Origin of the sequence: Methylobacterium sp. (assembly GCF_019750675.1) — a bacterium.
GTDB lineage: Bacteria > Pseudomonadota > Alphaproteobacteria > Rhizobiales > Beijerinckiaceae > Methylobacterium.
The window spans coordinates 1-13,855 of sequence record NZ_JAIEOF010000124.1; the positions used below are offsets into that span (position 1 = coordinate 1).

General features: G+C 69.6%; 11 protein-coding genes and 2 pseudogenes. 7 read left to right on the forward strand and 6 right to left on the reverse strand.

The window, feature by feature from the left end; all coding sequences use genetic code 11:
• The first annotated feature begins 178 nt into the window (after positions 1-178).
• Complete coding sequence (locus K2X24_RS06400) at positions 179-1,600, forward strand: TAXI family TRAP transporter solute-binding subunit (RefSeq protein WP_292495844.1); 1,422 nt, start codon at positions 179-181, stop codon at positions 1,598-1,600.
• Positions 1,601-1,860: 260 nt separating this feature from the next.
• On the opposite strand, the gene K2X24_RS06405 is transcribed toward K2X24_RS06400, so the two are convergent.
• From K2X24_RS06405 to pedF, 3 genes are all read right to left on the reverse strand, one after another.
• Positions 1,861-3,624: a PQQ-dependent methanol/ethanol family dehydrogenase gene (locus tag K2X24_RS06405; protein ID WP_292495847.1), complete on the reverse strand. Its 1,764-nt coding sequence runs from the start codon at positions 3,622-3,624 to the stop codon at positions 1,861-1,863.
• A 174-nt stretch (positions 3,625-3,798) separates the two neighbouring features.
• Positions 3,799-4,683: a transporter substrate-binding domain-containing protein gene (locus tag K2X24_RS06410; protein ID WP_292495850.1), complete on the reverse strand. Its 885-nt coding sequence runs from the start codon at positions 4,681-4,683 to the stop codon at positions 3,799-3,801.
• A gap of 14 nt (positions 4,684-4,697) precedes the next feature.
• A complete protein-coding gene (pedF, locus tag K2X24_RS06415) occupies positions 4,698-5,120 on the reverse strand; it encodes a cytochrome c-550 PedF (RefSeq protein ID WP_292495852.1) in 423 nt (140 codons plus the stop codon).
• Positions 5,121-5,416: 296 nt separating this feature from the next.
• On the opposite strand from pedF, the gene K2X24_RS06420 reads away from it, so the two are divergent.
• The 5 genes from K2X24_RS06420 to K2X24_RS06440 all read left to right on the forward strand — a co-directional run bounded on the left by K2X24_RS06420 (position 5,417) and on the right by K2X24_RS06440 (position 11,673).
• Positions 5,417-6,562, forward strand: a complete 1,146-nt coding sequence (locus K2X24_RS06420) for an ABC transporter substrate-binding protein (RefSeq protein ID WP_292495864.1) — start codon at positions 5,417-5,419, stop codon at positions 6,560-6,562.
• 107 nt (positions 6,563-6,669) lie between these two features.
• A complete protein-coding gene (locus K2X24_RS06425; protein ID WP_292495865.1) occupies positions 6,670-7,623 on the forward strand; it encodes a YVTN family beta-propeller repeat protein in 954 nt (317 codons plus the stop codon).
• A complete protein-coding gene (locus K2X24_RS06430) occupies positions 7,620-9,758 on the forward strand; it encodes a 4Fe-4S binding protein (protein ID WP_292495854.1) in 2,139 nt (712 codons plus the stop codon). The genes K2X24_RS06425 and K2X24_RS06430 overlap by 4 nt, the downstream gene beginning before the upstream one ends.
• Positions 9,755-10,732: an FAD:protein FMN transferase gene (locus tag K2X24_RS06435; RefSeq protein WP_292495856.1), complete on the forward strand. Its 978-nt coding sequence runs from the start codon at positions 9,755-9,757 to the stop codon at positions 10,730-10,732. Before K2X24_RS06430 ends, K2X24_RS06435 begins: the two co-directional genes overlap by 4 nt.
• Positions 10,733-10,968: 236 nt before the next feature.
• Positions 10,969-11,673 carry a DUF1194 domain-containing protein gene (locus tag K2X24_RS06440; RefSeq protein ID WP_292495858.1) on the forward strand — a complete coding sequence of 235 codons (705 nt, stop codon included), beginning with the start codon at positions 10,969-10,971 and terminating at the stop codon, positions 11,671-11,673.
• A 57-nt stretch (positions 11,674-11,730) separates the two neighbouring features.
• Here the strand turns inward: K2X24_RS06440 and K2X24_RS06445 are convergent.
• The 3 genes and pseudogenes from K2X24_RS06445 to K2X24_RS06455 form a co-directional block, all read right to left on the reverse strand.
• Positions 11,731-12,190, reverse strand: a pseudogene (locus K2X24_RS06445) (TSUP family transporter); the annotation flags it as partial.
• A gap of 37 nt (positions 12,191-12,227) precedes the next feature.
• On the reverse strand, positions 12,228-12,677 hold the full coding sequence (locus K2X24_RS06450) for a YeeE/YedE family protein (RefSeq protein ID WP_292495860.1): 450 nt from the start codon (positions 12,675-12,677) through the stop codon (positions 12,228-12,230).
• A 3-nt stretch (positions 12,678-12,680) separates the two neighbouring features.
• On the reverse strand, positions 12,681-13,106 hold the full coding sequence (locus K2X24_RS06455) for a YeeE/YedE family protein (RefSeq protein ID WP_292495861.1): 426 nt from the start codon (positions 13,104-13,106) through the stop codon (positions 12,681-12,683).
• Between the two features lie 320 nt (positions 13,107-13,426).
• Here K2X24_RS06455 and K2X24_RS06460 point away from each other — a divergent pair.
• A pseudogene (locus K2X24_RS06460) lies at positions 13,427-13,603 on the forward strand (IS630 family transposase); the annotation flags it as partial.
• Positions 13,604-13,855 lie beyond the last annotated feature (252 nt).

Sequence of the window (13,855 nt, forward strand, 5' to 3'; positions counted from 1 at the left end):
CCGGGTGTCGACAGGTCGAACAGGAGTCCGACGGAACGGGGGGCGCTATCCATCCGTCGGCGATGGCGGGGCGTTTCACGTTCTCTTGATCCCGTCGAGAACGTCGCACCGGGGCGGAGCCGACGCCACCGCCGGTCGTTGCTTGGCCGAACACGCACCCAGAGGGTCATCGCCGGCGATGCCGAAGCTTCCACAATGGGTGTTCGGCCGCGCCACCCTCGCCGTCGGGGCCATCGCGGTCATCCTCGGTGCCGGCGCGCTCGCGATCTACCTCGCCCAGGCGACGACGCTCGTCATCGCGGTCGCCCCGCGCGACGGCACCGAACCGGCGCTGATCAAGGCCTACGCCGATGCGCTGGATGCCGGCGGCGAGAACGTCCGGCTCAAGATCCTGTCCTTCGACGACGTCAGGGAAAGTGCGGCGGCCCTTCAGGACGGGCGCGCCGACCTCGCGGTCGTCCGGCCGGACGTCGATCTGCCGACCAACGGCCTCACCCTCGCGATCCTGCGCGACCAGGCCATGGTCATCGTCTCGCCGGAGACGACGGGGATCGATGCGTTTCCGAAGCTCGGCGGGCGGCGGCTCGGCATCGCCGCGCACAAGGATGCCGACTTCTCCCTCCTGAAGAACATCCTCGGCTATTACGGGATGACCTTGGAGACGGACGCGACCGGGACCAAGGTCCCGGTCAAGTCGGTGCTGCTCGTGCCCGTCGACGCGGCGCAGGTCGGCAGCGCGATCCAGACCCGGACGGTCGACGCCTTCGTCAGCATCATCGCCCCGTCGGCCCCGAAGGCCCTGGCCCTCGTCGAGGCGGTCAAGGCCGTCAGCAAGGGCGGCAAGGTCAACTTCGTCGGGGTGCCCGACGACGACGCCGTGATCGAACGCTTCCCGCGACTGCAGGCCGTCACGATCCCCGGGGGATTGTTCGGCGGGCATCCCAAGCTGCCGGACGACGACGTCAAGACGGTGGGGGCCTCGTACCGGCTGATGGCCCGCGCGTCCCTGAGCCGGGTGGTGGCCGCGGACGTGACGCAGCACCTGTTCGAGATGCGTACGGCGGCCGCGAAGTCGAGCGATGCGGCCGAGTACGTGCTGGCGCCCGCCTACGACACCACGGCGGCCGCGACGAGCGCCCGGATCCCGATCCATCCGGGCGCGATCGACTACTACGAACGCGAGCAGCACAGCTTCGTCGATCGCTACGGCGATACCCTGTACCTGCTGGCGGCCCTGGCCGGCGGCCTGGCCTCCGCCGTCGCCTGGCTCCGCCAGAGGCTGGCCGGCGCCCGGCGCGAGCGCATCGACGAGGTCACAGACCGCTTGCTGGAGATCATCGAAGAGGCCCGGACCCTGCGCGAGCCGGAAGCCATCGAGGCCCTGAACATCGAGATCGACCGGCTCGCCACGGACGTCGTCCGGTATGCCCGGGAGCGCGAGCCCGAGATGCGGACGATGGCGGCCGTCGGCATCGCCATCGAAACGGCCAAGGCGACGGTGGTGGATTGCCGGAACGCTGCGTCCGGCGGTGGCGGACCCGGCCCTCAGCCGATCCCGAGGCCCCGTCTCCACGTCGCGGGCGATGCCGTTCCCCCGTGAACGCGAGCGCCCGCCCCTTGCTCCGCCTCCCGTCCACCCACCCTCGCGGTCGGCATCGGGTGGTGATCTGCCGGGCCGCTTCCGAGACGGCGATGGAGGAGGCAGACGAAAGCTCCGGACTGCCTGCGGGTGTTGAGAGACCGCCGGCATTCCGGAGCCCGGGCGCGCCGCTCCTCCATCGAAGACCGGCGCGCTTCCCTTGAAGCCGGGGATCACTCATCGGGCGATGGCCGGAGCCACCGCCCCTTCACGCGATCCACTCAGCGTGCGGCGACGGTCTTGGGCAGCTTGAAGGCCCAGAAGCTGCCGCCCTGGTTGATGCCGGCGGTGGATTTCGCCACCTCGCCGCCCCACAGCGGCACGGCACCGCCCCAGCCGGCGGCGACGCCGACCCATTGCTCGCCGTCCTGCTCCCAGGTGATCGGCGAGGCGACGACGCCGGTGCCGACCTGGAACTTCCAGACTTCCTCGCCGGTCTTGGCGTCGAAGGCCTTGAGGAAGCCCTCCGGGGTTCCCGTGAAGACGAGGTTGCCCGCCGTGGTCAGCACGCCGGCCCAGAGTGGGGCCTTGTTCTTGTACTCCCACACGGTCTTGCCGGAAGCCGGGTCGATGGCCTTGAGCGAGCCGATATGGTCTTCGAAGACCGGCTTGATGGTGAAGCCGGCGCCCAGGTAGGCCGCGCCCTTCTTGTACGAGACCGGCTCGTTCCAGATGTCCATGCCCCACTCGTTCGAGGGCACGTAGAACAGCTTGGTGTCGGGGCTGTAGGCGACCGGCATCCAGTTCTTGCCACCGAGGAAGCTCGGCACGGCGAAGACGGACTTGCCCTTCTTGCCGTCCTCGGACTTCGCCGGATCGCCCGGGCGGAAGGCCTCGTCGTAGATCGGACGGCCGTTCTGATCGATGCCCTTGGCCCAGTTGATCTTGTTCACGAACGGAGTGGCCGAGATGAATTTCCCGTTGGTCCGGTCGAGGACGTAGAAGAAGCCGTTGCGGTCGGCAGTGCCGCCGGCCTTCACGGTCTTGCCGTCCTTCTGCATGTCGAAGGGCACGAACTCGTTGACGCCGTCGAAGTCCCAGCCGTCATGCGGGGTGGTCTGGAAGCCCCAGACGATCTCGCCGTTGTCCGGGTTTATGGCCAGACGCGAGGCCGTCCACTTGTTGTCGCCGGGGCGCAGCGCCGAGTTCCACGGGCCGGGATTGCCGGTGCCGAAATAGACGAGGTTGCTCTCGGGGTCGTAGGTGCCGCCGAGCCAGGTCGCGCCGCCGCCGAACTTCCAGGTGTCGCCGGGCCAGGTCTCGTTGACCTTGCCGGTCATGGTCGAGGGCTTGCCGTTGAGCTCGCCGACGTGGCCCTCGATGACGGGCCGCTTCCACACCACCTCGCCGGTCTCGGCATCGCGCGCCTCGACCCGGCCGATGACGCCGAACTCGCCGCCGGACACGCCGGTGATGATCTTGCCCTTCACGATGATCGGCGCGGCGGTGTAGCTGTAGCCGGCCTTGAAGTCGTCGATGTCCTTGCGCCAGACGACCTTGCCGGTCTTCTGGTCGAGCGCCACGAGCTTGGCGTCCAGCGTCCCGAAATAGACCTTGTCCTTGTAGAGGGCCGCACCCCGGTTCACCACGTCGCAGCAGGGCAGGATGCCCTCCGGCAGTCGGGCGTTGTATTCCCACAGCTTGTCGCCGGTGCGCGAATCGATGGCGTACATGCGCGAATACGAGCCGGTGACGTAGAGCACGCCGTCCTTGACCAGCGCCTGACTCTCCTGGCCGCGCTGCTTCTCGCCGCCGAACGAGAAGGAATAGGCCGGCACCAGGCCCTTGATGTTGTCGCGATTGAGGGTCTTCAGGGGGCTGAAGCGCTGAGCCTGCGGCCCGAGGCCGTAGGTCACGACATCGCCGGGGGTCTTTGCATCGTTCAGGATGTCCTGCTCGGTGACCTCGGCGAATGCCGGCAAGGTTAGGCCGACGCAGAGCGCAGTGACGCCCACCGCCGTCAGGAACTGGTCGCGTAGTCTCATGGCGTTTCCTCCGTTCAATGTTGGGTCCGGTTTGCCCGTGACGCGCTGGGTTTCGTCATCCTGGCTGGTCGGATGGCGTCCCTTGTTCTCGAAGCTAGAGATGTTCTCAGACGATTCTTATTGGCCATTGGTCGAATAACGACCGGGGTATGGGCGCCGGGTGGTCGGCTCGGCTCAATAGCCCTGCGGCGCGGCGTAGGTGACGCCGTAGGCATCGCAGATCGCCTTGAGGCGGCCCTCGGCCGCCAGGGCCGAGAGGGCATCGCCCACCGCGTAGGCGAGGTCGCGGGAATCGCTGCGCACCGCCCCGCCCAGGTCCCACCGGGTTCGGACGATGCCCGGCATCGGCACCTCGACCACGGGATTGTCTCCCCGAGAGGCCCCGGCCGCCGCGATCGCCGCCTCGATGCCGGCGCGCGTCCCGGCGAGGATCGGCGCTTCGCCGGCCAGATACGCTTTCGCGGCCTCGTCGAAGCTGCGGTAGTGCTTCACGCTGGCGCGATATCGTCCGCCTTCCGCGTTCATCACGAGGCTGTCGGACCCGCTCATGCCCTCGACGGCGACGGCGTGACCCTCCAGGTCGCGCACCCCCTCGAATCCCTCGATCCGGTCGCGGTGATACGCAAAGGCGAGACGCTGCTCGAAATACGGCGTCGTGAGGAAGATCTGCTCGTTGCGCGTGGCCAGAACCCGGTCGTGGGGCACGTGCAGCATCAGGTCGGCCAGGGGCGAGCCCGCGAGGTCGCCGCGCCACAGGTTCAGTCGGAAATCCCCGTCGACGGTCTCGCCCGCATCCACCACCCGCAGGTCGAGGCGCAGCTTGAGGCGATCGGCGATGGCGCGGGCGATGTCCACGTCGATGCCACGGGGGCCGGCGTCGCCCTCCCCCGAGAACGGCACGTTGTCGCCGTAGACGGCGACCCTGAGAACGCCCGAGGCCGTCACCTCGTCGAGGGGCCGGGCGATGGCCGGTGCGCCGGCGGTCAGGCAGGTCGCGGCGAGGAGGACGGCGAGGACGCGGCGGCGCGTCCCGGCGAACCGTGCGGCATGAGGCGGCATCGGGGCGACCTCCCTCATTCCTCGTGCTTCGATTCGATGTAGGTGCGGATCGCCCAGAGGGCCTCCTGCGAGAGCACGCCCTCGAAGGCGGGCATCTTGGTCATGCCGTTGATGATCGCCCCGTGGCGGACGCGCTCGACGAAGTATTCGTCGCCCTCCTTGCCAGCCGGAAGGTAGCGCAGATCCGGCGCCAGGCCGCCGGAGATGACCTGCAGGCCGTGGCAGCGGGCGCAGTTCTGGTTGAAGCCGGAATCACCGATGGCGATCGCCTTGACGTCGCCCCGGTACGGGTTCTCGTCCTTCCAGCCCTCGCCGAGGGGCGCGAGACCCGCGGTGTCGACGGGTTGCGGTTGGACATCCCCGTGGCCGAAGGCCATGGACGCAGACAGAGCGAGACCGAGGGCGAGGAGTCCCCCGCCCAGGATTGAAGGCTTCATCGTCGTTCCTCCCGTTATTATTACAAACGGGTAGCAAGCGCCCCGAACCAAACCCATTGTGCTTTGGTACGGGTCAGCATCGCGATCCCGCGCCCCCACCGTTGCACTTTGGTCCAATACCGGCGCCGCCGCCGCCGCCGCTATCCTGCCGCCCAAGAACGAACAGAGCGGGAGGGCCGATGCGCGGTCGGCGCTGGAAGCGGGATAGCGCGGGCCGTGGCCGCTCGCGGCCTCATCGTGCCGCGCGGATCGCGGCGGCGGTGTTGTCCGGCGTGGCGCTCGCCGTCGCGACACCGATGCCCGGCGGCACGCGCACGTCGACCGCCGCCGAAGCGCTGACGATCCACTACCTCGAACGGCGCATCGAGCGCCCGGCGCCCCTCAACAACGAGGATCCCATCCCCGACGACGAAGGCCTCAAGGGGGCCGAACTCGGGTTGAGGGATTCGAACGCCACCGGCCGCTTCGTCGCCCTGGGTTTTATGCTCGAGTCCCGCATCGTCGGGCCTGAGGAGGATGTTCGGCAGGTGTTCCGCAGCCTCGGGCACGGGCCGGCCCGGTTCGTCGTGCTGAACGCGCCGGCCGACGACGTGCTGACGCTGGCCGACCTGCCGGAAGCCCGAGGAACCGTCTTCCTCAACATCGGGGCGCCCGACACGCGCCTGCGCGATGCCGAGTGCCGGAGCCGGCTGCTCCATGTTCTGCCCTCGCGGGCGATGCTCGCCGATGCCCTGGTCCAGTTCCTGGCCTTCAAGCGCTGGGCCCGCATCCTGCTGCTGTCCGGCCCGGCGCCGGCCGATGCCCTCTACGCCGAAGCCTTGCGGCGGAGCGCGAAGAAGTTCGGGTTGCGGATCGTCGCCGAGTCGCGCTTCGATCCGCAGGGCGGCGATACCCGGGACACGGCGCTGCGCGAGTTCGTGATTCCCACCCGTGGCCCCGAACACGACGTGGTCGCGGTGGCCGACGAGGCGGGGGCGTTCGGCGCGAACCTCCTCTACAACACCGCCTTGCCCCGCCCCGTCGTCGGCACGCAGGGGCTCACCCCCGCCGCCTGGGGCCGGCCGGTGGAATCCTGGGCGGCGGTGCAGCTTCAGGGCCGCTTCCGCCGGCTCGCCGGCCGGGCGATGCGCCCGGTGGACTATGCCGGCTGGATGGCCGTGCACGCGCTCGGCGAAGCGGCGGTGCAGGTGCGCAGCACCGATCCCGACAGGGTCGCGGCGCTGGTGCTCGCACCGACATTCGAGGTCGGCGGCTTCAAGGGCCGGCCCCTGAGTTTCCGCGCCTGGAACGGACAGCTGCGCCAGCCGGTGTTCCTGATCGGGCCCGGCGCGGTCACGGCCACGGCGCCGATCGAGGGATTCCTGCACCACCGCACCGAACTCGACACCCTCGGCCTGGACGAGCCCGAGAGCGCGTGCCGGGCCTTCCGAAGAGCGGGCTGATGCTGCCTCATACCCTGGCCCCGCACCGCCCCTTCAGCCGTCCGGAGGCGAACACCATGGCCCGCACCGCGTGCCTCACCGGCATACTCTGCCTTGCGGGAGCGCTCATGGCGTCCCCCGTCGCGGGCCAGGAGATCTTCGTCTCGAACGAGCGCGACAACACCGTTTCGGTGATCGACGGTGCCTCCCTGGAGGTGGTCCGCAGCTTTCCCGTGGGCCGGCGCCCGCGCGGCCTGACCTTCTCCCGCGACGGGCGCACCCTGTACCTCTGCGCCAGCGATTCCGACGCCGTGCAGGTCATCGATCCCGAAACGGGAGCGGTACGCCACGACCTGCCCTCGGGCGAGGACCCCGAGCAGTTCGCCTTGGCGCCGGACGACCGAACGCTGTTCATCGCCAACGAAGAGAACGCCACCACCACCGTGGTCGATGCGCAGACCCGCAAGGTCCTCGCCCAGATCGATGTCGGCATCGAGCCCGAAGGCATGGCGGTGAGTCCCGACGGAAAGCTCGCCGTCACCACCTCCGAGACCACCAACATGGTCCATTGGATCGATGTCGCGACGCTCTCGGCCTTCGATGCGACGCCGGTGGGCCAACGCCCGCGTGCCGCCGCCTTCTCGGCGGATGGGCGGAGGTTGTGGGTCTCCTCGGAGATCGGCGGGACGGTGGCGGTGATCGACGTGGCGACCCGCCAGGTGATCGAGACGGTGACGTTCGGCGTGAAGGGCATCGCCGAGGACCGGCTTCAGCCCGTAGGCGTCACCCTGACGCGGGACGGGCGCTTCGCCTTCGTGGCGCTCGGCCCCTCCGACCGCGTCGCGGTGATCGATGCCAAGACCTACAGGGTCGTGAACTACATCCTGGTCGGACGCCGGGTCTGGCAACTCGCGATGACGCCGGACGAGTCACGCATGTTCACCACGAACGGCGTGTCGGGGGACGTGACGGTGATCGACGTGGCGACGCAGCGCCCGATCCGCAGCGTCAAGGTCGGCCGGTTCCCCTGGGGCGTGGCCGTCCGGCCGGCACCGGCCGGCACGCCCGGCGTCGCGCCATGACCGCCGCGCAGCTGCGCCCATGGATCCGGCCGACCTTGTCCGGAGCATGGGTGCGTCGGCTCGCGCTCTTCCTCGTTCTTTTCGCGGCCCTGTGGGGGAGCCATCCCGCCTTGGCGGGCCAGCTCGATCGGGCGGGCATCGAGCGGTACTTTCCGGCGCCGCTCGTGGTGGGCGAGCGCGACGGGGCGCTCCCGGTCTGGCCCATCCTGAAGCAGGAGGCCGGCCGCTACGAGGTCTTCGCCTACGCCTTCGAATCCATCGACCTCGCGCCGATCCCGGGCTTCGGGGGCACGCCGCCCGACCTCCTCGTGGCGCTCGCCCCCGATGGTACCTTCCGCGATGTGAAGGTGGTGTCCCACCACGAGCCCGTCTTCCTGGAGGGCCTGGGCTCGGAACCGCTCTTCGCCTTCGTCGAGCAATATGTGGGCTTGTCGGCCCGCCGGTCGATCCGGGTCGGCAGGCCGAACGCGCGGGGGAGCGGAGCCTCTGCAGAGACCACCGTGGACGGGATCTCCATGGCCACCGCCTCGACGCGGGTGATCAACGAGTCGATCCTCGGGGCGTCCCTGGCGGTCGCGCGCGCCAAGCTGGGGTTCGGCGCTGCGAATGTCGGCTTGAAGGTCGAGGCCCGGCCGGACGCCGACGAATCCTTGAGCGTGCCCGACCTCGTCGCGCGGGGCTGGGTGCGCCGCCTCACCGTGACCCACGGACAGGCCGAGGCCGCCTTCCGGGATGCGGGCATGGACCCCATCGACGACGGCCCGGGCGACCGACCGCTCACCGATCTCACCTTCGCCTATCTCAACGTGCCGGCGATCGGCCGCAGCCTGCTCGGTCCGGACCGCTTCGCCGCGCTCATGCGCGAACTCGGCCCCGGCGACCACGCGGTGATGGTGGTGAGCCACGGCTCCGAGACCCCCCTCGGCGAGGATTTCGTGCTGGGCTCGATCCCCGAACGCCTCGCCGTGACGCAGGGCGGTCTGGCGGTGAATGCGCGGGACATGGCGATCGAGCGGCGCGGCGCCGCCCCGGACCTGCCCAGCGGACCCTGGACGGTCCTGCGGATCACCGGGGCCGCGGGATTCGATCCCTCGGCACCCTGGACGCTGAGGGTCAAGCTCGTGCGCGAACGCGGGCAGATCCTGTCCGAGAAGATCGTCCGCGAATTCTCCGCCGACTACACGCTCCCCGCCACGTTGTTCGTCCGCGAGGCGGCGGAAGCGGGTCCGAGCTGGCTCGATCCGTGGCGGGCGCGTGGGCCCGAACTCGGCGTGATCGCCCTGGCGCTGGCCTGGCTCGTGCCGGTGCTCGCGTTCCGGCGCGGGCTCGTCACCGACCGGCAGCGCTTCGCGATCTTCCGCCTCGGCTTCCTCGCCTTCACCCTCGGCTTCATCGGCTGGTACGCCCAGGCGCAACTCTCCATCGTCACCCTGGTCGGCCTGGTGCGCGCCGCCACCGTGACCCACGATCTGGCGTTCCTTCTCTACGATCCGCCCTCGCTCCTGCTCTGGGCCTTCGTCGTCCCGACCCTCGTGGTCTGGGGGCGGGGCACGTTCTGCGGCTGGCTCTGCCCCTTCGGCGCGCTGCAGGAATTCACCGCCTGGCTCGCCAGGCCCCTGCGCATCCGGCCGATCACGGTGCCGCCCCGGCTCGATTTCTGGTTGCGACAGGGAAAGTACGGGCTCCTCGCCGCCATCCTCCTCGCCGCCGCCACCGGCTCGCCCCTGGCCGACACGTTCTCCGAGGCGGAGCCGTTCAAGACCGCCATCACCCTCTACTTCGTGCGGGGATGGCCCTTCGTGGCCTACGCGGTCGGCCTCCTGGTGCTCAACCTGTTCGTCTACAAGGGTTTCTGCCGCTACCTCTGCCCGCTCGGCGCGGGGCTCGCGATCCTCGGGCGCCTGCGCGTCCTCGACTGGATTCCGCGTCGGGCGGAGTGCGGCAGCCCCTGCCAGCTCTGCAAGGTGCGCTGCCGCTACGGCGCGATCGCGCCGTCCGGCCGGATCGACTACCCCGAGTGCTTTCAGTGCATGGATTGCGTGACGATCATCCAGGACCCGCAGCAATGCGTGCCGCAGGTGGTGGCGGCCAAGCACGGGCGGCGGATCGCGCCCCGGCCGGTGCCGGCGGAATGACGGCGTTCCTGCGCCCGGCCCGACGCCGCGTCCTCGTCGGAGGCGTCGGTCTCGCCACGGCCGCCTTCGGCGGCGTGGCGGCGTTCCGCGCGATGGCCGGCGCGCAGGGCCTCACGACGCGAACCCGCACGGGGCTCGCCTTCGGCACCACCGTCGCCCTCACGGTGGCCGGACCCGAACCGTCCGCCTTCGACGCGGCCCTCTCCGACGGCTTCGCGGAGATCCGCGGCGTCGAGGACGCCGCGAGCCTCTTCAGGGCGACCAGCGCCCTGAATCGCCTCAACCGCGCCGGACACCTCGTCGCGCCGCCCTCGCACCTGACCACGCTCCTGCGCTTCGCCCTCGACCTCGCGGCGCGCACCGGCGGCGCCTTCGATCCCACCGTGCAGCCACTCTGGCCGGTCTGGGCAGAGGCAGCCGCGCGGGGCGAGCGTCCGGACCCGGTCTCCCTACGCCGGGCCACCGCCCGGATCGGCTGGCGCAAGGTCTCCCTCCTGCCCGGGCGCATCGTTCTGGAGCCCGGCACCGCAGTGACGCTGAATGCCCTGATCCAGGGCTACGCCGCCGACCGGGTGATGGCGTCCCTGCACGCACGTGGGATTACGGATGCCTTCGTGGATACAGGCGAGTTCGGTGCCGCGGGAACGCATGCCGACGCTACGCCCTGGCGCCTCGGCATCGCCGATCCGCGGGCGCCGGATACCCTCGCCGCCGTGATCGAACCGTTCACGGGCTTTGCCGCGACCTCTGGAGACTACAGCATGAGCTTCTCGCCGGACCGCATCGACCACCACATCTTCGACCCCGCGACGGGGCGTTCACCGAAAGGCGTGGCTTCCGTGACCGTCACCGCCCCGACCGGGCTTCTGGCGGACGGTCTGTCCACCAGCTGCATGGTCCTCGGCCTGGAGCGCGGCCGCGCCCTCGTCGCGCGGCACCCGGGCTGCGCGGTGCGCTTCATCGACAAGACCTGACGATCGACGGCACCCGAACGATGCCTCAGCGTCTCGCCCAACCGGCCGCCCCGACCCTCGAAATCCCCGTCCGCGACGGCGGGATCAGCGAGTCGCCCGCACAGCAATCCCCGCGATGCCCAGAGCGGCCCTGGTGGCGGTCGGGCCCGCGGACACCCGCAGGCGCCCTGTCGCTGCGCCGCCCTTCGCGCTGGCGCGCGCGATGGGCGGCGTTTCTGATCGTCTGCGGCACGCCCGTGGCGGTCGGGGCCGAAGCGCCCGTCGCGGTCGCGCTGATCGTCTCCGTCGATGTGTCGCAATCGGTCGACGCGGCGCGCTTCGGCCTGCAGATGGAGGGAATTGCCGAAGCCCTGGAAGATCCGGGCGTCGTCGCGGCGATGACCGCGCGGCCAGGCGGAACGCTCTTCGCCATGGTGACCTGGGCCGATCGGGCCAGCCTGGCTGTCGGATGGCGGCGGATCGCGAGCCGCGCCGACGCGGTCGCCGCAGCGGCGCAGGTTCGCGCGACCCCCCGGCAGACCGGTGAGTTCACCTGCCTCGCCCAGATGTTCCGCACGATCGCCGGGAGCGTGATCCCCGCCATGCCGGTCCCCGCCGAACGCATCGTCGTGGACGTCTCGGGCGACGGCATCGACAATTGCACCGACACGGATGACCTCGCCACCGAGCAGGCCGCCGTTCTCGCCTCGGGCGCCACCATCAACGGCCTGCCGATCCTCGTGCCGGGCGAGAACGATGTCGTGGGCGCTGGTGCCTACAGGGCCCCGGGATACGGCCTCCGGGCGACGCCCTTGCCCCAGGAGCGCGTCGGCCTGCAGCAATGGTTCGAGGCGCACGTCGTCGCCGGACCGAACGCGTTCCTGCTCACCGCGAAAGGCTACGGCGATTTCTCGAGGGCCATACGCCGCAAATTCATCACCGAAGTGAGCGCATACGAGTAGGCAGCCCGACCTTGGAATGTGCACTGGCGGCTGGCCGCTTGCCTCGATGTCTGCTCGCGCTTGCCGGGCAACGCCGGACAGTCCGGTGGGGATGACGAGGCCGGCGAAGGCGAAGCTCCGGGGGCGTCTGTGCTCGGCGGGCCGTTTACCGAGGCGCGCTCCAACGCGGCCGCCCAGGACGCCGCCGCGGATAAAAAACCGGCGAGCGGCCAGTCGATCAGGCCGGAGGCGACGCCGCGCGCCGCGCCGCGGTGGCCACCCCGAAGATGCTCAGCGCCACCAGAGCAGCGCCAATGGCCAGCGGCAACGGCGTTCCGCTCGCCAGCAGCAGGCCCGGCAGGATCAGGAAGCCCCCTCCGATACCAAGGAAGCCCGAACACAAGCCCACGGCGAAGTCGATGCCGAGCAGCCAGGGCAGTCGGATTGTCGCGCTCCGGTGGGTCAGGCGGACATCGGGGTCTCCCCCCGCGCGACGCTCGCGCAGGATCAGGATACCGACCGTGTGCATCACGACCCCGCCCCAACCGCGAGACCGGAGGTCAGGAGGCCAGGCATCAGGCGTCGCTCCCCTGTGCCGCGGATGGCTTCGCGGCTGCCGTGGGCACGAGGCGGACCAGCAACATCCCGACGATCATGGCGGCCGCGAAGGTAGCGGAAGGGGCCGGTACGATCGTGAGAATGGTCAGGGCGGGCCCGGGACACAGGCCGGCCAACCCCCAGCCGACACCGAAGACCGCCGCACCCGTGATCAGGCGCAGGTCGACGTCGCGCCGTGTGGGGATCTCCAGACGGGGCGCAAGGATCGGCCGGCCCCGGCGCCGCGCCACACGGTAGCCGATGGCCGAGACGGCAACGGCTCCAGCCATGACGTAAAGGAGGCTCGGGTCCCAGTGGCCGGTCACGTCGAGGAAGGCGAGTACCTTGACCGGGTTGGCCATGCCCGAGACGAGGAGACCGAGCCCGAAGATCAAGCCGATGGCAAAGGCGGAAGTTATCCTGGCCACGGATCAGGCTCCCGTCATGTGGCGGACGACGAAGACGGTCAGGAAGGCGATAGCCATGAAGGTGCCCGTTGCGGCGAGGGAGCGGGGCGAGCCGCGCCCGATGCCGCAGACCCCATGACCGCTGGTACAACCGCCCCCGAGGCGTGTGCCGAACCCGACCAGTACGCCCGCAAGCGTCACGATGGGAAACGAGGCATCGATCGTGACCGGCGGCAGGCTACCTCCCAGGCCGTCGTATACGAGAGGCGCCAGGACAAGGCCGGCCAGGAAGGCGACGCGCCAACCGGTCTCGGACGAGGGAGGGGCCAGTAGCCCGCCGACGATGCCGCTGATGCCGGCGATGCGTCCGTTGAGAAGCAGAAGCAGGGCCGCGGAAGCCCCGATCATAACGCCACCGAGGGTGGCGCCCAGTGGCGAGAAGCCGTCCATTTCATCCCTCCTGAACGGTAGCGGCGGGTAGATCCGTCCAGTATTGCCGAACCACAACTCATACCAAGCAACTTTGAGCAGGTCTCACGCCGAGGAGCGGTGCGGCGCGGGTTATGATTCTCTCCCCGGGTTTGGCGCCTGAGGAGGATGCGACGGCTGCTCAGGCGCCGCTGCGGTCGGACTTTGATGTGGAGCCGCTGCGCGCCCTGCCAAGGGGTTGCGTGACCCGGCTCAGACCCGCTGCCGCTCGGCGGTGTCGGTGATCGCCGTGGGTGGTCTGTATTCGGAGGCGGCCGAGGTCGGCGCGTCCGGGCTCATCTCGCTCACCCGAGCTCGATCCGGTCGAGAACCTGTGGCAGTTCATCCACGACGACTGGCTCGGCAACCGGATCTTCCCATCCTATCCCGACATCCTCGACCAGTGTTGCGACGTCTGGAACAAGGTCATCGCCCAGCCCTGTCGCATCATGTCCATCGGAGTGCGCAGGTGGGCGCATCGATCCTGGTCGATAAGGGTTTGTATTACAGACTCTCCAGCGCCACGTCGAAGATCCGAATCGGCGCCTGTAAAAGGCGTGACAAGGGCGATCACGGTTAAGCTTTGTTGGAAGTGGTGGTGCGCGTGTTTGATCTGGATCAATGCCGGTGCAGGCTACAGCAGGATTTTAGGGCCTGAGATACGAATCGCGGTGATGCTCTTTTGCGGGCCTGAGAGCTTCCTATCGAGAAGCTCAGACGCGCGTACATGT